Here is a 20,981-nt window from a genome sequence, read left to right on the forward strand (position 1 = left end):
GGAATGTTTCACGTGAAACATTTAGACTTTGACGTTGTGGTGGTCGGTGGCGGACATGCCGGGACCGAGGCGGCCCATGCTTCGGCCCGTATCGGCGTCCGCACAGTGCTTATCACATTGAGTAAAGACGATATTGGGGTCATGTCTTGCAACCCGGCCATCGGCGGTTTGGGTAAAGGCCATTTGGTTCGCGAGATCGACGCTCTGGACGGGATCATTGGGCGGATTGCAGATGTCGCGGGGATTCAATTTCGTTTGCTGAATCGCCGCAAAGGGCCGGCCGTCCAAGGTCCGCGTGCGCAGATAGATCGCGCAATCTATAAACGCGCGATGCTGACAGAAATTGAAAGTTGTGAAAACCTAACAATCCTCCAGGGAGAAGCTGCGGATTTCCTGATGGAGGGAGAACGAGTCACCGGCGTGGTTCTTGGTGATGGGAGTAAAGTCACGGCGCAAGCCGTTGTATTGACCACTGGGACGTTCTTACGAGGGGTCATCCATATCGGTGATGTGGCCCGACCCGGCGGCAGGATGGGTGATAAACCCTCGGTTAAATTGGCTGAAAGAATTGACTCATTCGGCTTGCCCCTTGGCCGATTGAAAACTGGCACGCCTCCGCGACTGAATGGCCAAACCATCGACTGGAACGGTTTGGAGATGCAACCAGGCGATGACGACCCGGCGTTATTCTCTTTTTTATCTAGCAATGCATCGGCACGGCAGATTTCCTGCGGTATTACCCATACCAATCCGAAAACTCATGAAATTATTGAACAAAATCTAAACCGTTCGGCGATGTATGGGGGCCATCTCGATGGGGTCGGACCGCGCTATTGCCCATCAATTGAAGATAAAATCGTTCGGTTTTCGGAAAAAAACTCACATCAGGTTTTTCTGGAGCCAGAGAGCCTTAGTGATCATGTGATCTATCCCAATGGGATTTCTACCTCGCTTCCCGTTGATATTCAGAATGAATACGTTCGTAGTATCAAGGGGTTAGAATCTGTCGAGATTTTACAGCCGGGATATGCAATCGAGTACGATTATGTCGATCCACGGGCTTTGGATGCGCAACTTGCCGTGCGGGATATACCCGGCCTATATCTCGCGGGTCAGATCAATGGGACGACCGGGTACGAAGAGGCCGCAGCGCAAGGATTGTGTGCCGGGCTGAATGCTGCACATGCCGCGCTCGGTCGCGATCCGATCACTTTCAGCCGCTCGGATAGTTATATTGGCGTGATGATCGACGATCTGACAACGCGCGGGGTGAGCGAACCTTATAGAATGTTCACATCCCGTGCCGAGTTTCGGCTTAGCTTGCGGGCGGATAATGCAGATCAACGGCTGACTCCTCTGGGTATTTCGATCGGCTGTGTCAGCGACAATCGGAAGGCGGTGTATCGGCGCAAAAAGGAACAGATCGCGCAGGCCTATGCGATACTGACGGAAAGCCATTTCACGCCCAAACAGATCGGGGATTCGGGGATACGTATCAATCAGGATGGCGGGCGTAGAACCGCGTTAGAATTACTGACTTTTCCGGATATTACTATTGAAAGTTTGTTAAATTTGCTGCCGGAACTTGATGCGGTCGAACCTGAAATTCGCCGGCAAGTCGAGCGCGAGGCGCTTTATGTCCATTATATTGAGCGGCAACAGAAAGACATCGATGCCTTACGCCGGGATGAGCACCAGAAAATCCCTTCGGACTTCGATTTTAATGGTATCTCTGGACTTTCCAATGAGATAAAACAGAAGCTCAGCCGGGTAAAACCGGCTAATCTCGCTCAAGCAGGCAAAATTGACGGGATGACACCAGCGGCGCTCACGTTATTGTTGGTTCGATTGCGGCGTAATCAAAAAGCTGATCGCGCATGAGCACACAGGGATCCAAACTCGATAGTTGCGATGTTTCACGTGAAACAATCCACCGTATCGAAGTATTTGAGCGTGTACTACGGAAATGGAATCCGCGGATCAATTTGGTATCCGCATCCAGTATGAATGACTTATGGTCACGTCATATCCTTGATTCTATTCAGGTTTATAGGTGTGGTGGACCCGTCAACCATTGGGTCGATATGGGGACAGGCGGAGGCTTTCCCGGACTTATTGCCGCCTTAGTAGCAGCCGATGAAGCTCCCGAAGTAAAATTCACTTTGATCGAAAGTGATCAGCGAAAAGCCGCGTTCCTTCGTACGGCTGCGCGCGAGACCGGAATTTCGTGCGAAATTATTGCAGAACGGATCGAAGAAGTCGAACCGCTCAGCGCAGATATCGTTTCTGCGCGGGCACTCACGGATCTGTCGGGTTTGTTGTATTTCACCGAACGGCATCTTGGCAGAGATGGGTTTGCATTGCTTCCTAAAGGCGCAACCTGGAAGAGCGAAGTGGCAGCCGCACAAGAGACTTGGCGTTTTCGGTATGATCCGATTACAAGTGTCACCGACCCGCAGGCGGTCATTCTGAAAATCGAAGGAGCGTCGCTTGTCTAATTTTACCCGACAGACTGGGCCTCGGATCATCGCAATAGCCAACCAGAAGGGTGGGGTCGGTAAAACCACAACCACCGTCAATCTAGGTGCCGCCCTGGTCGAAGGGGGTGCGCGGGTGTTGATCGTGGATCTTGATCCCCAAGGTAATGCTTCAACCGGACTCGGGATTGCGCCTGAAGATCGAATAATGACCACATATGATCTGTTGGTGGACAATGTTTCTTTGGAGTCGGTGATCACCGCTACAGAAATCGAGAACCTGTCGATCATACCGGCCAATACCGACCTGAGTTCGGCGGATATTGAATTGCTATCCAGCGAAAAGCGGAGCTTTTTGCTGCATAATGCGCTGCGTCAGGAGGCGATGGACAGTTTGTCTCTGGATTATATCCTGATCGATTGCCCGCCATCGCTTAGCCTACTGACTATAAACGGGATGGTGGCATCAGATTCTGTTCTCGTACCATTGCAAAGCGAGTTTTTCGCTCTGGAAGGCCTGTCACAGTTGATGCTTACGGTTCGTGAGGTACGCCAATCAGCCAATAAAAACCTGCGGATTGAGGGTATATTGCTGACGATGTATGATCGGCGCAACAATCTGTCGCAGCAGGTTGAGCAAGACGCCCGTGATAACCTGGGAGATTTGGTTTTTAGAACGGTGATTCCACGAAATGTGCGGGTCAGTGAGGCGCCGTCTTTTGCGATGCCAGTGTTGACCTATGATACCAGATCGCAAGGGGCCGAGGCATATCGCGCTTTGGCGAAAGAAATGGTGCAAAAGCACGCACCGGTTGCATAAACGGCGAGGAGGGCAGGGAAATGGCAGAAAATAGGGCGAAGCCGCGTGGATTAGGGCGCGGATTATCCGCGTTAATGGCAGATGTTGCGGTAGAACCGGCGACGGAAGTGACACAAATCCGGCCGGATATGCGGGTTCCTATTGAAAAGCTGCAAGCCAATCCAAACCAGCCTCGGCGTCGATTTCAGCAGGAAGATTTGGATGACCTCACAGCTTCGGTGAAGGAAAAAGGGATCATTCAACCGCTTATCGTGAGGCCAATCGCAGACGACCGCTACGAAATTGTTGCAGGAGAGCGGCGGTGGCGCGCGGCTCAGAGGGCTCAACTTCACGAGATTCCCGTTATTGTGCGCGATTTCAACGATGTCGAAGTGCTTGAAGTCGCAATCATCGAAAATATCCAGCGCGCCGATCTGAACGCTGTCGAAGAGGCCGCTGGCTATCGGCAATTGATGGACAGTTTTGGCCATACCCAGGAGAAAATGGCCGAAGCGCTGGGAAAAAGCCGCAGCCATATCGCGAATCTCTTGCGGCTGTTGAACCTGCCTGACGATGTGCAGGAGTATCTGCGCGAGGGCAAACTTTCGGCAGGCCATGCGCGGGCATTGGTGACTGCCGAAAATCCGTCAGTTCTGGCGAAGAAAGTTGTCAAAGACGGCATGTCCGTGCGCGCGACCGAAGCATTGGTTAAAAAAGCCAGCACAGTTGAAACACCGGCGCAGACCCGCTCAATGAGAATGGCGGAGGAAAAGGATGCCGATACCCAGGCGCTGGAGGGGGACCTGTCGGCAAATTTACGTATGAAAGTGGTTTTAAACCATAGACCCGGACAAGAGGCCGGAGAAATATCAATTAAATACAAGACATTAGATGAGCTGGACACATTGTGTCGTTTGCTTAGCGGCGATTAAACCGAGAGCAGTTCGGCAATTACAGAATTTAAAACGATCATGCCGCGGTCAGAAACCGTGATATGCGAGCCGCTATCGTTGATCATTCCCAGCTCGATGAGCGAATGCCGCCGCGCTGGGTTTAGTTCCTGGCGGCTTAACTCATGATAGCGATCAATATCTAGCCCGCTGCGCAGACGAAGCCCCATCATCAGATATTCTTCGGCCTGATCTTGTCGGGAAATCGCGTTGCGCAAGTTCTCGCCCGATCCGGAGTTTACCGCCTCCAGCCACGCCCCCGGCATCCTATATGATTCTGTGGCAAAGCGCTGCCCGCCAAGCGTCAGCCGTCCGTGTGCGCCGGGGCCAATTCCGGCATAATCACCATAGCGCCAGTAGATCAGATTGTGCCGCGATTCCGCACCAGGACGAGCGTGATTGGATACTTCGTAAGCGGGCAATCCGTGATCGGCGCAAATATCCTGGGTCAGTTGATACATATCGGCAGAAAGGTCATCGGTGGGTAGCCCGCGCAAACCTCCGGCCTTGTAACGGTCGCCAAATGCTGTCCCATCTTCGATCGACAGCTGATAAAGAGACAGGTGGTCGATTGCCATCGTTAAGGCTTGGCCGAGTTCGTTCTGCCAGTCTTGCAGTGATTGTTCTTGCCGCGCGTAGATGAGATCAAAGCTGACGCGATCGAAACAGGAACGGGCGATGTCGAAAGCAGCGCGGGCTTCGGCAACGGTATGGAGCCGCCCCAAGCGACGCAAGTCAGCATCGTTAAGTGCTTGAATGCCCATCGAAATTCTATTTACACCAGCGTCACGATAGCCAGCGAAGCGACCTGCTTCGACCGAACTGGGGTTGGCCTCAAGGCTGATTTCGATGTCATTGGCAAAAGGCCAATGGGCGCGGGCCGCCTCGATCACCGTGGCAACGGTATCGGGCTGCATCAGGCTGGGCGTGCCACCGCCAAAGAAAATCGAATTGAGCACGCGCCCCGGAGTTTCGGCGGCAACCCGTCCGATCTCGCAAAGATAGGCGGCAGCCCAGCGGCTTTGGTCAATTTGGCGGGTTACATGGCTGTTGAAATCGCAGTAAGGGCATTTGGCCTGGCAAAATGGCCAATGAACGTAAAGTGCAAATCCGGCGTTGCGCCAATCTTCAGCCAAAGCAGCCTGCCACGAATTGCTCGACCGCGCGGGCGCGGTGGCTGATTCGGTTTTTGTCCCAGCGGTCCATTTCAGCGAATGTCAGATCGTATCCATCGGCCTGAAAGATTGGATCATAACCGTGACCTTGGGTGCCGCGCATCGGCCAGACGACCTTGCCGTCGACAATGCCGGTGAAAACTTCGTCATGCCCATCGGGCCAGGCCAGGACCAAGGTGCAGCAGAACCGCGCCCTGCGCGGGTGGGGCGCGTTGATGGCCTCAAGTTCGCGGTGAGTGCGTTCCATCGCCATGTTAAAATCGCGCCCTTGCGGGGTTTCCGCCCAATCTGCGGTATAGACGCCGGGCGCACCGTTCAACGCGGCGATTTCGATGCCGGAATCGTCGGACAGAGCGGGCAGGCCGGTTGCCTTTGCAGCGGCTTGCGCCTTGATGCGGGCGTTGCCGACGAAACTGGTTTCCGTCTCTTCCGGCTCGGGCAAGTTGAGTTCACCAGCGCCGATTACCGTCACTTTGTAAGGATTTAGAAGATGTGCCATTTCCTCTAGCTTACCCTGATTATGGGTTGCGATCAAAAGGCGGTCGCCGGTGAACTTGCGGGTCATTGCGTGGCCGCCCGTTGCGCCGCGACCAGTTCGCTGACGCCTTTCTCGGCCAAGTCGACGAGTTGGTTCATTTGATCTCGGCTGAAAACAGAACCTTCGGCGGACATCTGTACCTCGATCAATTTTCCGGACTCGGTCAAGATGAAATTGCCGTCGACTCCGGCTTCGCTGTCTTCGGGGTAATCCAGATCCAGCACCGGCTGGCCCGCGTAGATTCCACAGGACACGGCAGCGACCGGATCGACCAGCGGGTCGCAAACAATCTCGCCGGACTTCATCAACTTGTTCACGGCCAGACGCAACGCCACCCAGCCGCCGGTGATTGCCGCACAACGGGTTCCACCGTCGGCCTGAATGACATCGCAATCGATGGTGATCTGGCGTTCGCCCAAGGCGCTGCGATCAACGCCGGCGCGCAGGGCACGGCCGATCAGGCGCTGGATTTCGACGGTGCGCCCGCCTTGTTTGCCTGCCGATGCCTCGCGCCGCATCCGTGAGGTGGTTGAACGGGGCAGCATTCCATATTCTGCAGTCACCCAACCCAGACCTGAACCCTTGATGAAGGGCGGCACACGCGCTTCAAGCGAGGCGGTGCACAGCACATGAGTATCGCCAAGTCGGATCATACATGATCCTTCGGCATGTTTGGTGATACCGGTCTCGATTGAAACCGGACGCATTTCACTTAGATCTCGTCCTGAGGGGCGCATGGAACATCCTTTACTGATTGAGTGTGGATAGCGTCGGCCAAGGCCCGGATGCAAGCATTGACCTTTATCATAAGTGGACTTTAATGGAGGTTAAATCGAGGTAAACCGATATGAATGACGCAACCCATTTGTTGGAGGAGATGAACGACCGTTCACGTGAGGTGTTTCGTCGGGTGGTCGAATCCTATCTTGACAGCGGCGATCCAGTGGGCAGCCGCACCTTGACCCGAACGTTAAGCGAAAAGGTCAGCGCGGCGACCGTGCGCAACGTTATGCAGGATCTGGAATATCTGGGCCTGTTGGATAGCCCGCACACCAGTGCGGGCCGGGTGCCGACGCAAATGGGTCTGCGGATGTTCGTCGATGGGTTGCTTGAGGTCGGCGATCTGAGCGAAGGCGATCGCAAGAAAATCGACGAAACCACGACAAGTAATACAGCAGATGTGGGTAACCTACTGGATCGTGTCGGCGCGGCTCTGTCCGGGGTGACCAAGGGCGCTTCGCTGGTGCTCAGCCCGAAACATGAGACCGAGATCCGCCATATCGAATTCGTCAACTTGGCTCATGACCGCGCGTTGGTGGTCTTGGTGTTCGCCGATGGCCATGTCGAAAACCGACTGTTCAAGCCGCCACCGGGTCAAACGCCAAGTTCGATGCGCGAGGCGGCGAATTTCCTGAACGCCTTGATCGAGGGCAAGACGCTGGCCGAGGTCCGGAAGGTCATCCAATATGAGATCTCGCGGCGTCGCCAGGAAATCGACAGTCTGGCGCGCGAAATGGTCGAAAGCGGATTGGCTGTTTGGGACGGAGACGACGTGGATTCGGCCCGTCTGATCGTACGCGGTCGCGCCAATCTTCTTGCCGGCGATGAAGAGGAAGAGGGGTTAGAGCGCATCCGGACCCTGTTTGACGATCTGGAACGCAAGCGGGATATCGCGGAATTTCTGGACTTGACCGAACAAGGGGATGGAGTGCGCATCTTTATCGGTTCGGAGAATAAACTTTTTTCACTTTCGGGTTCCTCTCTCGTGGTTTCCCCATATATGAACGCTGATCGAAAGGTGATTGGGGCGGTCGGAGTGATTGGCCCCACGCGATTGAATTATGGGCGGATCGTACCGATCGTCGATTACACGGCGCAACTCGTGGGACGACTGATCGCCGACCGCAGTTAGAGGTGAAAGATGGCAGAGCCGAAAAACCACGATTTCCTTGATGACCTGGCCGAAGCCGAGGCCGAACTCTATGCCGACGAAGAGGCAGAGATCGACGGTGAGGCGCTGGAACTGGAAGAATTGCGTGCCGAACGCGACGAGTTCCGCGATCGTTTCATGCGGGCGCTGGCCGATGCAGAAAACGCGCGCAAACGATCTGAACGCGACCGTCGCGAGGCCGAGCAATACGGCGGGTCGAAATTGGCCCGCGATATGTTGCCGGTCTATGATAACATGAAGCGCGCTCTTGAGGCCGCAAATGACGAGCAGAAACAGGTTTCTGCCGCGCTGCTGGAAGGTGTCGAACTGACCATGCGCGAATTGTTGAACGTATTTTCCCGTCATGGCATCACGCTGATCGCGCCTGAAGTTGGTGACCGTTTCGATCCGCAATTGCATGAGGCCATGTTTGAGGCACCGGTGCCGGGCACGCAGGCGGGTGACATCATTCAGGTTTCCGCCGAAGGCTTCATGCTGCATGATCGCCTGCTGCGCCCCGCGCAGGTAGGGGTCTCGTCAACTCCGGCTGCCTGATCACGCGGCTAAACAGCGCCAGGCGCGGTAGGGCGACCACCGCGCCTGAATAAAATCAGCAGGTTCAGGCCGCATGGCGCTCGTCAGCGCCTTTCAATAACAACCGAATAATATCTGACCGGGTGAGGATGCCGGCCAGTTTGCCGTTGGTCGTGACGGTAACAACTTCGGTTCCGGGCACGGCAAATCGGTTGAGAAGATTACCGACCGGCAGATCATCCGGAACCGGATCGACGACGGGGCGCATGAGGTCGGCGGCCCTGAATTGTGTGCGTTTGCGACGCCAGCCGATAGCAGAACCCGATGCAATGAGCGGTGCCATCAAGTCGGCCTGCAAGACAAGACCGACAAGCGCCTCGTCCTCGTCAGTTACCGGAATGCTTTTGATGTCATTCTGACGGAACTGCTTTGCCAGCTCGGGCAAAGTGGTGTCAGGGCGGGCGGTGATCAGGTCGCGGGTCATGATGTCAGCGCAGGTCGTGCCATCAAAGCGATGCTGAGCAGCTTCCTCCTCGGCGGCGGCCAAAAGCCGGCCAAGGTCCGCCACACCAAGGTTGGTGGTCTGGTTAAAGCGCACCAACAAAGCACCCAATTCTTCGGAGGTCAGCCCCAGGCGCGGATCTGTTTCTTGGCTTTTGCGCGCGTCGACATGGCGAAACGGATACACCCGTCCGGTCAGGCGATTATATACAACCGCCGCACAAACCAGCAGCGCGGTGGTCACCCCGACAGGCATCAGCGCGAACCAAGCGCCCGCCGAAAGAACCGGATCTGGGTCCAGCACGCTAAGCAGGGCTACAGCGCCTCCAGGCGGGTGCAGGGCGCGCACCGCCATCATCGCCAGAACCGCACCGCCAACGGCCACACCGGCGGTCCAGGGCGCAGGCACGAAGCTTAGGGCGGCAAAAGCCACCAGCGTCGAGATGACGTTGCCAACCACGGCCGACCATGGCTGCGCCAGCGGGCTGTTTGGCACCGCGAAAACAAGAACTGCAGTTGCCCCCAATGGCGCGACCAGCATCAGGCTGGGCCCCGAAAGCTGACCGTTTAGGATGACGAGCAGGCTGCACAGGCACAGCCCGATCAGTGCACCAGTCGCCGCGCGAATCTGCTCGGCCATGCGAAAACCGGCCATCGCCGGAAGCAGATCTTCAATAAAACGCATCAAACAACGCTCCGAAAACTCCGGGACCGACGCCCGATGGGGTGTTTAACGTGCCCATCTGCCTTATTTCCTGTCGAATGTGAAATAAATCCGTAATGCCGGCGCGCGATAAATCGTCCCGCCGTTGCAGTCGGCCCATCGCTGCACCGCTGCAAATATGCGGTTGCGTCCCCTTGGCGGCGGGCATGCGCAGCGGTATGACTTACCTCCCGACCATCCAGCAGGAGCCTTCCATGGACAACGCGCAGCGTATCAACCAGATTATCGCCACCGAAATTGCTGCGCGCCCCGAGCAGGTGAAAGCAGCGATTGCCTTGCTCGATGATGGCTCGACGGTTCCGTTCATCGCCCGCTATCGCAAAGAGGCAACCGGCGGGCTGGACGATGTCCAGTTGCGCAAACTGGCCGACCGGATGACCTATCTACGCGAGTTGGATGCGCGCCGTGCGGCGATACTCGAATCGATCAAAGGGCAGGATAAGCTGACCGACGCTCTGGCGCGGTCAATTGCCAAGGCCGACACCAAATCGGAACTGGAAGACATCTATCTGCCCTTCAGACCCAAGCGCCGGACCAAGGCGATGATCGCACGCGAAAAGGGCTTGGAGCCGCTGCTTGAGGGCATTTTGGCGGATCGCGCGGCCAAGCCCGAAGATTTGGCAGAAACCTATGTAAATGAGGCCGTTCCCAGCGTGAAAGAGGCCTTGGATGGCGCGCGCGATATTCAGGTCGAACGCCTGTCCGAGAACGCCCAACTTTTGGGTGAATTGCGCGAGTTTATGCAGCGCGAGGCGTTGATGACCGCCCGAGTCATCAAAGGACAGGAAGAAACCGGCGCGAAATTCTCGGACTACTTCGCCCATAGCGAACTCTGGTCCAAGGTGCCCTCGCACCGCGCTCTGGCGATGTTGAGGGCATCAAAAGAAGGCGTTGTCGCGCTTGAAATCGCACCTGAACCCGAGGCGGGACAAGCCCGCGCCGAAGGCATTGTCGCCAAGTATATCGGCACAGCGGGCGGCGGGCCGGGCGATCTCTGGCTGCGCAACGTGGCCGGCTGGGCATGGCGGATCAGGCTGTCTTCGACCATGATGGTGGACTTGTTGGCCGATTTACGCAGCCGCGCCCATCAGGAGGCGATCGACGTCTTTGCGCGCAATCTCAAGGATTTGCTTTTGGCGGCTCCGGCTGGCCCACGGGCGACACTGGGGCTTGATCCGGGTATCCGCACTGGCGTCAAGGCGGCTGTCGTCGATGCGACGGGCCGAGTGGTGGCAACCGACACCCTGTATCCGTTCCAGCCCATGAACGATCTGCACGGGGCACAGGCGGCGATAATGCGTCTGATTACTCAACATGGTGTGGAATTGATCGCCATCGGCAACGGCACCGCCAGCCGCGAGACCGAAAGACTGGTCGCTGATACCCTGGCGCATCTGCCAAAAGGCACCACTGCGCCGACCAAGGTCGTCGTGTCCGAGGCCGGCGCGTCGGTTTACTCGGCGTCGGAACTGGCGGCCCGCGAATTTCCCGATCTGGATGTCAGCCTGCGCGGAGCAGTATCCATCGCGCGGCGGCTGCAAGACCCGTTGGCAGAATTAGTCAAGATCGAGCCAAAATCCATTGGCGTGGGGCAGTACCAGCATGATGTGGATCAGCACCGTCTAAGTAAATCGCTTGAAGCGGTGGTCGAAGATGCGGTGAATGCGGTGGGCGTGGATCTGAACACCGCTTCGGCCCCGCTATTGGCACATGTCTCGGGCCTTGGGCCGGGTCTGGCCGAATCCATTGTCGCCCATCGTAATGCCAATGGCGCGTTTCAGTCCCGCAAGCAGCTGCTAAAAGTTTCCCGTCTGGGGCCGGTAGCGTTTGAGCAATGCGCCGGTTTCTTGCGGATCCGCGACGGGGCCGAGCCTTTGGATGCTTCTGCTGTCCATCCCGAAGCCTATGGCGTTGCGCGGCGGATTGTTAAGGCCTGCGGGCGCGATCTGCGCGCGATCATGGGCGACGAGACCGCTCTCCGTCAGGTCCGGCCCGAAGATTTCGTGGACGAGAAATTCGGCTTGCCCACCGTGCAGGATATTTTGGCCGAGCTTGAAAAACCCGGCCGCGATCCGCGCCCGACCTTTAAGACCGCTGTATTTGCCGATGGGATCGAGGATATCAAAGACTTGAAATCCGGTATGGTTCTTGAAGGCACCGTGACCAATGTCGCCGCATTCGGGGCCTTCGTCGATGTCGGCGTGCATCAGGACGGGCTGGTTCATGTGAGCCAACTCGCCGATCGCTTCGTCAAAGACCCGCATGAGGTGGTTAAAGCGGGCGATGTGGTGCGGGTGCGCGTCACCGAAGTGGATGTTCCACGCAAACGCATCGGGTTGAGTATGCGCAAGGATGGCGGTGCCTCTGCCAAGGAAGACCGTGCGGTTCGTGGTGCATCCGCCAAAGGGCGGCCAAGCGGGCGGAACAAGGCCGCCAGCCCGCAAAACCCGAAAAATAACGATCAGGGTGGTGCGCTAGGCTCTGCATTGCGTGAGGCGATGAAGCGCCGGTAACCGTCAGTTATCGACCGAAAGCGCTCCGGTCTGAAGCATCCCCGACGCCAGATAGCCACCATCGACGGGCAAAGTGTGCCCGTTCACATAGCGCGCCTGTCGGGACACCAGAAAAACGATGGCAGCGGCGATATCGTCGGGATCGGCAATGAAGCCCGACGGGATCATCGGCAGCAGCGATGCCCGGGTTTCCTTGGTATAAGCGTCGTGGGTCATCGGGGTTGCCGTAGCGCCCGGTGCGACCGCGTTGGCGGTGATGCCATGCCGCCCCAGTTCCAGCGCCATCTGGCGGGTCAGGCCGGCAATCGCGGCCTTTGAGGTACCATATGCGGTGCGCCCGACACCGGCACGAAAACCGCTGATCGAGGACAGGTTGACGATACGGCCATAACCAGCGGCCTTCATGCCCGGTGCCGCACGTTGCCCGCATAGGAAACTGCCGGTGACATTGATCGCAAACACCCGGTTCCAGCTGTCTATATCGAACTCATCGAACGGCTCGACCTGCAAGATGCCGGCGCTGTTGACCAAAACCGAGACCGGACCGTGCCATTCTTCGACTTTGTTGAACGCCGCGTCCACCGATGCCTTGTCTTGTACATCGATCACCACGGAAAGGGCCCTGCCACCGGCTTGGGCGATCTCGGAAACCGTCTCTGCGCTGGCCTTAACGTCAATATCGGCCACGGCCACGGGTGCGCCCATTTTGGCCAGCATCATCGCGGTGGCACGGCCAATTCCCGAGCCGCCGCCGGTGATCAGGGCGGCCCCGTTTTCCAGTGTGAACATGGACGTTCCTTTCTTTATCGGATCAAGACGACATCAACTCAGGCAGCCAAATAGAGATCACCGGGAACGCGAACAAGATCGTGATCGTGATGAACTCCATCCCCACAAACCACAGCGCGCCCTTGAATATCTCGGGTAGCGGGGTTTGCCGGTCGATCCCGGCGATGACATAGACGTTCAACCCGACCGGAGGCGTAATCAGCCCGATCTCGCACATTTTTACGGTCAGGATGCCGAACCAGATCGGATCGAAGCCCAGTGATTGCACCGTTGGAAACATGATCGGGATGGCGATGACCATCATTGAAAACGCGTCGAGGAACATGCCCATCGGCACGAAAACGAGCAGCAAGGCGGCGACGATCAGATAGGGTGGTAGCTCGGACTGCACCACCGCCTGCGCGAGTTGGTTCGGCACCTGGATCAGCGTCAAAAAATAACTGAACACCGCCGCACCGATCATGGTGAACAGGATCATGACCGTGGTGTCGATGGTCGAACGGAAGCTGTCGACGATCCGGCCCATCAGTCCCGGCCATGCCGCCCGATGCGCCAGCAGCATCAGGAACGCCGCGAATGCCCCCAGTGCGCCCGCCTCGGTTGGGGTGACGATCCCGAGATAGATCCCGCCCATGACCACCAGAAACAGCACGGCGACCTGCCATGCCTTGCTGGTATCACGCACCGCCGTGCCCCAGGTTGCGCGCTTGCTCACGGCGCCGCGCGCTTTTCCGCGCCGGGCGATGAAATAAATACCGATCATGAAGACAATGGTCGTCAATAGGCCGGGCAGAAAACCCGCAATCAGCATTTTACCAGCAGAGGTTTCGGTCAGTGCGGCATAGAAAATCAGCAAGACGCTGGGCGGAATCAAAACCCCCAGAACGCCGCCCGCAGCCACTGCGCCCGCCGACAAGCTGCCATCATAGCCAGCTTTTTTCATCTCCGGGATCGCGACCGAGCCGACCGTCGCCGCCGTTGCCACGCTGGAGCCGGATGTGGCGGCGAACCCAGCGCTGGTCAGGATCGCCGCCATCGCCAAGCCACCCGGCAGATGCCCAACCCATCGGCTGGCCACGTCGAACAGCTTTTTGCCGACTTCGGCGTGCTGCGCGAGGCTGCCCATGAGGATGAACAGCGGAATGATCGTGAGCGTGTAAACCGCTGTGGTCGAGTAGGAGATCGATTTGAGACGGGTCAGCAGAAAGGACAGATCCTCGACCATAATGATCCCCGCCGCCCCCGACAGGGCAAGGGCGGCAAAGACCGGGGTGCCAAGCGCCATCAGCACAAAAATCAGCGCCACAGCGATATAAGGGGCGAGGCTTGCGTCCATTGTTATTTCCTTGGTTCAGGTAGTGCCGGATTCGGCGTTGGAGTGGTTATCCGGCTCACCGAAGAAAAAGGTCTGAACGGCCTGGATCGCCATCTGGATGCACGCGAACCACAGCCCGATTGCCAGACTGGCCTTGGTCCACCAAATCGGGATTTTGACATAACCCCAGCGGAATTCGAGGATCGAGATGGAGTAGATTGCCTCGTTCGTGGCGGGAAACGCCAGAAGTAACAACGCCAGCGCGCCGATGGCCCACGCAAGCCCTGCGACGCGGGCACGGGAGGCCCTGGATAGTCTCTCAGTCAGCACAGTTACGCGGATATGTGCGCCGTTTCGCTGTGCCCAGCCCGCGCCCATAAACACAATCATCACCAAGGCAAGTTCGGTAAACTCGAACACGCCAGAAATCGGGCTGCCGGTCAAGGCGCGTACAGCCACGTCTAACGTGATGCCGAACATCAGAAATGCTAGAAACAGCATGGCGACCGCACCGAGAACATCAGAAGCGAGGCTGAGAATTCTGTTCAGCATCTGCATTGTCCGCTCCCTTTCATTATGCGGTCGCCGCGATCCATTAGGACGTCTGGCTGATTTCATAGGGCCGCTTTAGCGTGCCCTCGGGATCATATTTGGCGATGGCGTCATCGACCAGCGACTGCATTTTTTCGCCATCGATGCCTGCCTGTTTCGCCGGTCCTTCCAGCCACTGCTCGACCTGTGCGGGCTGCACCAGATCCTTGGCCATCGCCTTTTGCTCTTCTGGGATGGTGTTCAGCGACACGCCCTCAGCCTCGGCAGTCTTGACGTAATTCGCCAGCACGTCCTCGTAGATGGCGCTGAACTGACCGCCATAGATTTCGTCCACGATCTCGTCCGAGACCTTGCGCACGTCATCAGGCAGCCCGTCATAGACACGCTTGTTCATGATTGTGGCTGCGGGGGCATGCGGGCCGTCGCCGATATCGTAGAACTGCGGTGCGATCTCGTGCAGCTTATAGGCGATGGCGGTCACAAAATCGAAGCCATAGACGCCATCGAGGATCCCGCGTTCCAGCGCTTGATAAACTTCGGGCGCGGCCATCGGGATCGCGGTGCCGCCAAGCGCCTCAACCACATCTGCAGAGACGCCATAGGCGCGGATCCGCTTGCCCTTGATGTCTTCGATGGATTCGATCGGTTTGCGCAGGATCATCGGCGCATAGTTCCAGTTGGTCCAGTACAGAACCTTGGAACGGTGGCGGTCTTCCCACTCGGCGCGCAGGGGATCGAATTGCTCATAGACGTCGCGGCAGACCTGCTGCAGCGCATCGGCGCGGTTCATGCGGAAATACCATTCCAGTCCGCGTGTCACGGGCAGTTCGGCTTGGAAATAGCCGGGCGAAATGAGCGTCATTTCCGATGTTCCATCGCGCGCCGCCGCCAGATGCTCGCCGACCTTGTTGAGCGATCCCGACCAGTAACGCCGGATCGTCACCTCGCCCTCGGTGCGTTTTTCCAGCTCGTCCAGATACCAGCGGTCGATCCACGAAGGGCCGGCAGTTTCCGACACATAGCTGTCAAACTTCAGCGATGTTGCCGCGCGCACCAGCGATGGCGCGCCAATCACAAAGGCACTTGATGCGGCTGCAGCGCTAGATTTTAGGAATGTTCTGCGTTTCATGTGGATCTCCCGTTTTTTAGGCCCATTCTTAAATTCGGCCCAGCTCTATCTGCATGTTCATGCTCGCTGCTTCTCCTCTAAAAGCAGCTCGGCGCGCTCCCGCAGACTGGTTTTCAGGACTTTGCCGTAACTGTTTTTCGGCAGGTCCTGCACAAAATAGTATCTTTTTGGTTTTTTGAACGAGGCCATCCGGCTTCTGCACCAAGTATCGAGTTCGGCCATGTCGCAATGCGTTCCATCGCGTAAGACAACGAAGGCGACGACCTCTTCCCCCCAGTCGGTGCTTGGCATTCCGATCACCGAGGCCTCGAATACTGCGTCGTGGGCCAGCAGTGTCTCTTCCACTTCGCGAGGATAAATATTGCTTCCGCCCGAGATGATGACATCCCGGGACCGGTCGGTCAGGGTCACGAACCCGTTTGCGTCCATCGTGCCCAGATCGCCGGTGCGTAGCCAGCCGTCGGCGATGACCTCGGCCGTGGCCTCGGCGTTGCGCCAATAGCCCTTCATCACCGTATCGCCTGCAACGACTATTTCGCCCACCTCACCGGCGGGGAGTTCGCGCATTCCATCGTCGACGATACGTACCTGCACGCAGGCTTGCGCGAACCCGACCGAAGCGCGCCGCGCACTGGCATCGGGATGCGTGGTATCGGCCACCAGATCGCGGGGCAGGGCGGTGATCGTCATCGGGCTTTCGCCCTGGCCGTAGATCTGCGCAAAACGGGGGCCGAAACGGTCAAGGGCTTCGTCGATATCGGCCAGATACATCGGCCCGCCGCCATAGATGATCGTCTTGATACCGGTCCCATCGTAACCGGTATCGGCGGCATGGGCGATCAGGCGCTTGACCATTGTCGGTGCGGCAAAAAATACGAGATTATCCAATTTGCGCGCCAAACCGGCGATCTCGTCAGGGTCAAAACCGCCAGATTGCGGCACGATATGGCAACCCCCCGCCCGGATGATCGGAAAGTGGTACAATCCTGCGCCATGAGACATCGGCGCGGCATATAGCGCGTTGTCCTGCGCAGATACCGCATCGACGTCGATCGCATAGGCCAGCGACATCGCTACGAGGTTGCGATGGGTCGCCATGACTCCTTTGGGGCGACCGGTGGTGCCCGATGTGTAAAACAACCACGCAACATCGTCGGCGGCGCTGTCCACCGGTGGTGTCATCGGCGGGGCCGAATCTACTGCTTTTTTCAGGTCGGAATCGTGGACCGACAGTTCAATACACTGGTTGTGCAGATCGCCTGCCTCGGGAAAGACCTTGCCGGTTTCGGTGATAGCCACCTTGGCCTCGGCATTGCCGATAATCCACGCGGCTTCACGTGGGTGCAGCTTGGGATTGATCGGCACGATGATTGCGCCGATCCACAGAACCGCGTGCACAATCTCAAGGTATTCCGGGCAGTTTTGCACGAACAGCGCGACACGCTCGCCCCGGGCGACATTCAAAGTGTCGGCCAGATAACGGCCCATCGCTGCACTACGCTGTGCGAAATCGCCATAGCTTGCGTGTAGATCGGTGCCGGACCGGATGGCCGGCGTATCAGGACGGGACAGCGCGGTCTGGTAAAGCCAGCGAGAGATATTCATCGCGACTCAGCCCCTATGCGCTTCGAGAACCGAAACGTAATTGGCAACAGCAGACCCGCCCATGTTGAAGACCAGCCCCAGAGTCGCACCCGGAGTCTGCATCTCGCCCGCTTGGCCGGTCAATTGTCGAAAGGCCAGTGCATGCATCGACACGCCGGTTGCGCCGACCGGGTGCCCCTTGGCCTTGAGCCCGCCGGACAGATTCACCGGCAGCGCTCCACCACGGTAAACCGTACCGTCGTCAAGCGCACGCACCCCTTGGCCTTTTGGCGTCAGTCCCATCGCCTCATAAGTCAGCAGTTCCGCGATCGTGAAACAATCATGCACTTCGGCAAAATCAATATCGCCAAGCGATACGCTGGCGGAGCTGAGCGCCTCTGCGAAGGCGCGCTCGGGGCCTTCAAAAGCCAGAAAGTCGCGGCGTGACATTGGCAGGAAGTCACTGACATGTGCGGCGGCGCGCAATTTGACGGCTTTCGGGAAGTTCACAGCGTTGTCATCGCTGGTCAGAACCACTGCGGCGGCACCATCCGAGACAAGCGAACAATCGGTCAGCCGCAGAGGTGGGGCGATTTCGGGGTTTGAGTTCGAAACCGTGCTGCACTGCTCGAAGGTGAATTCCTTGTGCATCTGCGCCAGCGGGTTTGCCATTGCGTTGGCGTGGTTCTTGACTGCGATCCGCGCCATTGCGTCCAGCGGGCTGGCATGGCGTTTTTCATACTCGCGGGCTGCGATGCTAAACACCTGAGGAAAGCTTAGATCTGCCTCATCGGCGTCGTTGCGATATCCGGCGCCGGCCAGTGCCTCGGTAACGTCACGGGTGGAACGATTGGTCATTTTCTCGGCACCGACGACCAGAACCGTACGCGCCTTGCCTGCCTGAATTGTGTTCATCCCGGCATGAATTGCCGCCGATCCAGAGGCGCAGGCATTCTCGGCCCGCATAGCCGGCTTGAACCGCAACTGCGGATAGGCCTGATGTATCAATGAAGACGCAAAACCGTCCGAGACCAGCCCCGAGTTGAAATGCCCGAGAAATACCGCGTCGATATCGGCGGGGTCGATACCGGCCTCTTCGACTGCCTCGCGCGTGGCGGCGACGATCAGCTCTTCGAGGTTTTCTTGTAGGCGACCGAATTTCGTGTGGCCGCTGCCCACGATTGAAATTCCTGTGCTCATGGTATACTCTCCGCGATTTCAGGGTATAATGACATGATAACGATCCGAAACCATGCGTGGAAACACGTAATATGATACGTATCTGTACCTAAATCACTGCGTGATGAGTATTGATGATCGACACATCTACACCGCAAAAGACGGCAGCCCTTGGTTTTCGTGAATCACCCGTAGCACAAATTGTTGTGCGGTATCGCCGCATCGTCGAGGCGAACAACGCCATCGAACGCATGTTTGGATACAGGCGAAGCGAGGTGGTAAATCGGTCCGTGCAGCGGCTGTATCCGACGACCGCCGATTTCACGCAGATTGGCGACAGGTGCGAAACCCGGATGCGCAAAACCGGCGATACTTACTATGAAGACGAGCGGTTCATGCAGTCGCGCGACAATGAAATCTTCTGGACACGGGCCAAGGGGATCACATTGACCCCTGAGGACCCATTCGCATTGATGATCTGGAGCTTCGAGAAGATTGCCAGCAAAGCCTATCGCTCTGTGGATCTCAGCCCGCGCGAGCGCGAAGTTGCGCACCATCTGGTCAATGGCCACACCTCGCGTGAAATCGGTGATGCGCTGGGGATTTCGCACCGCACCGTCGAAGTACATCGCGCCCGTTTGATGCGGAAGTTCAACGTTAACAACACCGCCGCACTGGTTTCCGAAATCGTGCTTGCCGTGTAACGCGCCAAAGCGGAGCCAATCCGGGCACCGTCCGCGCCAGAGGGATTTTCAGCAAGAGAACCGCTCTCGCGATTGTCTTAGATGCTCTGATCGTACTCCCCCACATCGGGTTCGGTCCGGATGACGGCATCCAGATCGTTGAAGATGGCGCGCATTTCCGTTTCACTTTCGGGACTTTCGCAAACCACCACGAGATTGGGCGTGTTGGACGAGGCACGCACCAAGCCCCAAGCGCCATTATCAAGGATCACCCGCGCGCCGTTGACCGTGACCACTTGTTTGATCGGGCGATTGGCGATTTTCTCGCCCTTATCGGCCAAGGTGGTCAGCTTCTCCACCAGCCGGTCCAGCACGCTGTATTTCACGGTATCCGGGCAGTGGGGCGACATGGTGGGTGTGGACCAAGTGTGGGGCAAAGCACGGCGCAGATCAGACATGGACTTGTCGGGATTGCGGTCCATCAGCTTGCAGATCTCGACCGCAGCGCGCAGCCCGCAATCATAGCCCCGTCCGACCGGTTCAGCCAAAAAATAGTGCCCGGATTTTTCGAACCCCGCCAGTGCGCCGATTTCTTTGACCCGGCGTTTCATGTGGGAATGGCCGGTTTTCCAGTAATCTGCCTTGATGTCGTATTTCTGCAATTCCGGGTCTGAGGCGAACAGCCCGGTCGATTTCACATCGGCCACAAAGGTTGCGCCGGGATAGAGGGTCGCCAGATCGCGGGCCAGAATGACGCCGACCTTATCGGCAAAAATCTCCTCGCCTTCGTCATCGACGACACCGCAGCGGTCGCCATCTCCGTCGAACCCCAGTGCGAAATCGGCCCCTGACCCGCGCACGCTTTGCGCCATGTCATGCAGCATTTCCATCGCTTCGGGGTTGGGGTTGTAATGCGGGAATGTGTAATCAAGCCGGTTATGCGAGGCGACGACCTCGACCCCCAGCCGTTCGAACAGCTCTGGCGCGAAGGCGCTGGCAGTGCCGTTGCCGGTGGCGCAAACCACCTTGAGCTTGCGGGTCATGCGGAAATCGCCAACCAGATCGTCAAGATAAGCCTCGCGCACGCCGTCGACAAATTCATATGAGCCGCCTTCATGCGCCAAGCCCTCGCCATTCAGCACGATGGACTTGAGCTCATCCATTTCATCGGGACCATGAGTCAGCGGGCGCTCGAACCCCATCTTGACCCCGGTCCAGCCGTTCGGGTTGTGGCTGGCCGTGACCATTGCGACTGCGGGTGCATCCAAATGGAATTGCGCGAAATAGGCCATGGGGCTGAGCGCCGGGCCGATATCCTTGACCGCGATCCCGGCTTGCATCAGCCCAAGGATCAATGCCTGTTTGATGGTCAGCGAATAATCGCGATAATCGTTGGCCACGGCAATTTCGGGGCGGATGCCGCGACGCCGCATCTGGGTACCCAGACCAAGCCCCAGCGCGGTGATGCCGGGCAGGTTGATTTCCTCGGGATATTTCCAGCGGGCATCATATTCGCGAAAGCCCGTGGGCACGATCATCGGGTCGCGCAGGAAATTCCATGTGTTCGGGGTCACCGATGTCGCGGGCTTTTGCATTCTGTCACTCTTTG

The 20,981-nt window shown here is 57.7% G+C and carries 19 protein-coding genes; 8 read left to right on the forward strand and 11 right to left on the reverse strand.

Features of this window, described 5'->3' with window-relative positions; genetic code table 11:
- Positions 1 to 3 precede the first annotated feature (3 nt).
- Genes mnmG through JAO82_RS06320 form a run of 4 tightly spaced genes read left to right on the forward strand, consistent with a single transcriptional unit; the run spans position 4 to position 4,208 of the window.
- Positions 4 to 1,881, forward strand: coding sequence for a tRNA uridine-5-carboxymethylaminomethyl(34) synthesis enzyme MnmG (mnmG, locus tag JAO82_RS06305; RefSeq protein WP_198685509.1), 1,878 nt, complete (start codon positions 4 to 6; stop codon positions 1,879 to 1,881).
- Positions 1,878 to 2,498 (forward strand): 16S rRNA (guanine(527)-N(7))-methyltransferase RsmG, encoded by a 621-nt coding sequence (rsmG, locus tag JAO82_RS06310; RefSeq protein WP_198685510.1) that lies wholly within the window; start codon positions 1,878 to 1,880, stop codon positions 2,496 to 2,498. Before mnmG ends, rsmG begins: the two co-directional genes overlap by 4 nt.
- Complete coding sequence (locus JAO82_RS06315) at positions 2,491 to 3,297, forward strand: ParA family protein (RefSeq protein WP_198685511.1); 807 nt, start codon at positions 2,491 to 2,493, stop codon at positions 3,295 to 3,297. The genes rsmG and JAO82_RS06315 overlap by 8 nt, the downstream gene beginning before the upstream one ends.
- A 20-nt stretch (positions 3,298 to 3,317) precedes the next feature.
- The gene (locus tag JAO82_RS06320) at positions 3,318 to 4,208 is read left to right on the forward strand and encodes a ParB/RepB/Spo0J family partition protein (protein ID WP_198685512.1); all 891 of its coding nucleotides are present in this window, start codon (positions 3,318 to 3,320) and stop codon (positions 4,206 to 4,208) included.
- On the opposite strand, the gene hemW is transcribed toward JAO82_RS06320, so the two are convergent.
- Genes hemW through rph form a run of 3 tightly spaced genes read right to left on the reverse strand, consistent with a single transcriptional unit; the run spans position 4,205 to position 6,676 of the window.
- On the reverse strand, positions 4,205 to 5,362 hold the full coding sequence (hemW, locus tag JAO82_RS06325; protein ID WP_198685513.1) for a radical SAM family heme chaperone HemW: 1,158 nt from the start codon (positions 5,360 to 5,362) through the stop codon (positions 4,205 to 4,207). The two genes, JAO82_RS06320 and hemW, sit on opposite strands and share 4 nt — an antisense overlap.
- Positions 5,355 to 5,966: an RdgB/HAM1 family non-canonical purine NTP pyrophosphatase gene (gene rdgB, locus JAO82_RS06330; protein WP_198685514.1), complete on the reverse strand. Its 612-nt coding sequence runs from the start codon at positions 5,964 to 5,966 to the stop codon at positions 5,355 to 5,357. Before rdgB ends, hemW begins: the two co-directional genes overlap by 8 nt.
- Complete coding sequence (gene rph / locus JAO82_RS06335) at positions 5,963 to 6,676, reverse strand: ribonuclease PH (RefSeq protein WP_198685515.1); 714 nt, start codon at positions 6,674 to 6,676, stop codon at positions 5,963 to 5,965. Before rph ends, rdgB begins: the two co-directional genes overlap by 4 nt.
- Positions 6,677 to 6,786: 110 nt before the next feature.
- On the opposite strand from rph, the gene hrcA reads away from it, so the two are divergent.
- On the forward strand, positions 6,787 to 7,851 hold the full coding sequence (gene hrcA / locus JAO82_RS06340) for a heat-inducible transcriptional repressor HrcA (protein ID WP_198685516.1): 1,065 nt from the start codon (positions 6,787 to 6,789) through the stop codon (positions 7,849 to 7,851).
- Positions 7,852 to 7,860: 9 nt separating this feature from the next.
- On the forward strand, positions 7,861 to 8,424 hold the full coding sequence (locus JAO82_RS06345; RefSeq protein WP_198685517.1) for a nucleotide exchange factor GrpE: 564 nt from the start codon (positions 7,861 to 7,863) through the stop codon (positions 8,422 to 8,424).
- Between the two features lie 64 nt (positions 8,425 to 8,488).
- Here the strand turns inward: JAO82_RS06345 and JAO82_RS06350 are convergent, their stop codons facing one another.
- Complete coding sequence (locus tag JAO82_RS06350; protein WP_198685518.1) at positions 8,489 to 9,589, reverse strand: HPP family protein; 1,101 nt, start codon at positions 9,587 to 9,589, stop codon at positions 8,489 to 8,491.
- Positions 9,590 to 9,822: 233 nt separating this feature from the next.
- Here JAO82_RS06350 and JAO82_RS06355 point away from each other — a divergent pair, with 233 nt between their 5' ends.
- Positions 9,823 to 12,141 carry a Tex family protein gene (locus JAO82_RS06355; protein WP_198685519.1) on the forward strand — a complete coding sequence of 773 codons (2,319 nt, stop codon included), beginning with the start codon at positions 9,823 to 9,825 and terminating at the stop codon, positions 12,139 to 12,141.
- 3 nt (positions 12,142 to 12,144) lie between these two features.
- Here the strand turns inward: JAO82_RS06355 and JAO82_RS06360 are convergent, their stop codons facing one another.
- The 6 genes from JAO82_RS06360 to JAO82_RS06385 are packed head-to-tail and all read right to left on the reverse strand — an operon-like array spanning position 12,145 to position 18,710.
- Positions 12,145 to 12,930 carry an SDR family NAD(P)-dependent oxidoreductase gene (locus JAO82_RS06360; protein ID WP_198685520.1) on the reverse strand — a complete coding sequence of 262 codons (786 nt, stop codon included), beginning with the start codon at positions 12,928 to 12,930 and terminating at the stop codon, positions 12,145 to 12,147.
- Positions 12,931 to 12,952: 22 nt separating this feature from the next.
- The gene (locus JAO82_RS06365; RefSeq protein WP_198685521.1) at positions 12,953 to 14,266 is read right to left on the reverse strand and encodes a TRAP transporter large permease; all 1,314 of its coding nucleotides are present in this window, start codon (positions 14,264 to 14,266) and stop codon (positions 12,953 to 12,955) included.
- 15 nt (positions 14,267 to 14,281) lie between these two features.
- Positions 14,282 to 14,803 (reverse strand): TRAP transporter small permease, encoded by a 522-nt coding sequence (locus tag JAO82_RS06370; RefSeq protein ID WP_198685522.1) that lies wholly within the window; start codon positions 14,801 to 14,803, stop codon positions 14,282 to 14,284.
- Between the two features lie 37 nt (positions 14,804 to 14,840).
- Positions 14,841 to 15,926 carry a C4-dicarboxylate TRAP transporter substrate-binding protein gene (locus JAO82_RS06375; RefSeq protein ID WP_198685523.1) on the reverse strand — a complete coding sequence of 362 codons (1,086 nt, stop codon included), beginning with the start codon at positions 15,924 to 15,926 and terminating at the stop codon, positions 14,841 to 14,843.
- Between the two features lie 57 nt (positions 15,927 to 15,983).
- On the reverse strand, positions 15,984 to 17,531 hold the full coding sequence (locus JAO82_RS06380) for a class I adenylate-forming enzyme family protein (protein ID WP_198685524.1): 1,548 nt from the start codon (positions 17,529 to 17,531) through the stop codon (positions 15,984 to 15,986).
- 6 nt (positions 17,532 to 17,537) lie between these two features.
- On the reverse strand, positions 17,538 to 18,710 hold the full coding sequence (locus tag JAO82_RS06385; protein WP_198685525.1) for an acetyl-CoA acetyltransferase: 1,173 nt from the start codon (positions 18,708 to 18,710) through the stop codon (positions 17,538 to 17,540).
- Between the two features lie 113 nt (positions 18,711 to 18,823).
- On the opposite strand from JAO82_RS06385, the gene JAO82_RS06390 reads away from it, so the two are divergent.
- Positions 18,824 to 19,393, forward strand: a complete 570-nt coding sequence (locus tag JAO82_RS06390; RefSeq protein ID WP_198685526.1) for a LuxR C-terminal-related transcriptional regulator — start codon at positions 18,824 to 18,826, stop codon at positions 19,391 to 19,393.
- Between the two features lie 77 nt (positions 19,394 to 19,470).
- Here the strand turns inward: JAO82_RS06390 and JAO82_RS06395 are convergent, their stop codons facing one another.
- The gene (locus JAO82_RS06395) at positions 19,471 to 20,967 is read right to left on the reverse strand and encodes a phosphomannomutase/phosphoglucomutase (RefSeq protein WP_198685527.1); all 1,497 of its coding nucleotides are present in this window, start codon (positions 20,965 to 20,967) and stop codon (positions 19,471 to 19,473) included.
- Positions 20,968 to 20,981 lie beyond the last annotated feature (14 nt).

The sequence above is a fragment of the Pontibaca salina genome (assembly GCF_016307205.1).
Classification (GTDB): domain Bacteria; phylum Pseudomonadota; class Alphaproteobacteria; order Rhodobacterales; family Rhodobacteraceae; genus Pontibaca; species Pontibaca salina.

Coding starts and splice junctions, on each gene's coding strand:
- JAO82_RS06355 (WP_198685519.1), top strand. CDS start 9,823: ATGGACAACGCGCAGCGTATCAACCAGATTATCGCCACCGAAATTGCT.
- JAO82_RS06395 (WP_198685527.1), bottom strand. CDS start 20,967: ATGCAAAAGCCCGCGACATCGGTGACCCCGAACACATGGAATTTCCTG.
- JAO82_RS06380 (WP_198685524.1), bottom strand. CDS start 17,531: ATGAATATCTCTCGCTGGCTTTACCAGACCGCGCTGTCCCGTCCTGAT.
- rph (WP_198685515.1), bottom strand. CDS start 6,676: ATGCGCCCCTCAGGACGAGATCTAAGTGAAATGCGTCCGGTTTCAATC.
- JAO82_RS06385 (WP_198685525.1), bottom strand. CDS start 18,710: ATGAGCACAGGAATTTCAATCGTGGGCAGCGGCCACACGAAATTCGGT.
- rsmG (WP_198685510.1), top strand. CDS start 1,878: ATGAGCACACAGGGATCCAAACTCGATAGTTGCGATGTTTCACGTGAA.
- JAO82_RS06360 (WP_198685520.1), bottom strand. CDS start 12,930: ATGTTCACACTGGAAAACGGGGCCGCCCTGATCACCGGCGGCGGCTCG.
- JAO82_RS06320 (WP_198685512.1), top strand. CDS start 3,318: ATGGCAGAAAATAGGGCGAAGCCGCGTGGATTAGGGCGCGGATTATCC.
- JAO82_RS06370 (WP_198685522.1), bottom strand. CDS start 14,803: ATGCAGATGCTGAACAGAATTCTCAGCCTCGCTTCTGATGTTCTCGGT.
- JAO82_RS06345 (WP_198685517.1), top strand. CDS start 7,861: ATGGCAGAGCCGAAAAACCACGATTTCCTTGATGACCTGGCCGAAGCC.
- JAO82_RS06350 (WP_198685518.1), bottom strand. CDS start 9,589: ATGCGTTTTATTGAAGATCTGCTTCCGGCGATGGCCGGTTTTCGCATG.
- JAO82_RS06375 (WP_198685523.1), bottom strand. CDS start 15,926: ATGAAACGCAGAACATTCCTAAAATCTAGCGCTGCAGCCGCATCAAGT.
- JAO82_RS06390 (WP_198685526.1), top strand. CDS start 18,824: ATGATCGACACATCTACACCGCAAAAGACGGCAGCCCTTGGTTTTCGT.
- rdgB (WP_198685514.1), bottom strand. CDS start 5,966: ATGACCCGCAAGTTCACCGGCGACCGCCTTTTGATCGCAACCCATAAT.
- mnmG (WP_198685509.1), top strand. CDS start 4: ATGTTTCACGTGAAACATTTAGACTTTGACGTTGTGGTGGTCGGTGGC.
- hrcA (WP_198685516.1), top strand. CDS start 6,787: ATGAATGACGCAACCCATTTGTTGGAGGAGATGAACGACCGTTCACGT.
- JAO82_RS06365 (WP_198685521.1), bottom strand. CDS start 14,266: ATGGACGCAAGCCTCGCCCCTTATATCGCTGTGGCGCTGATTTTTGTG.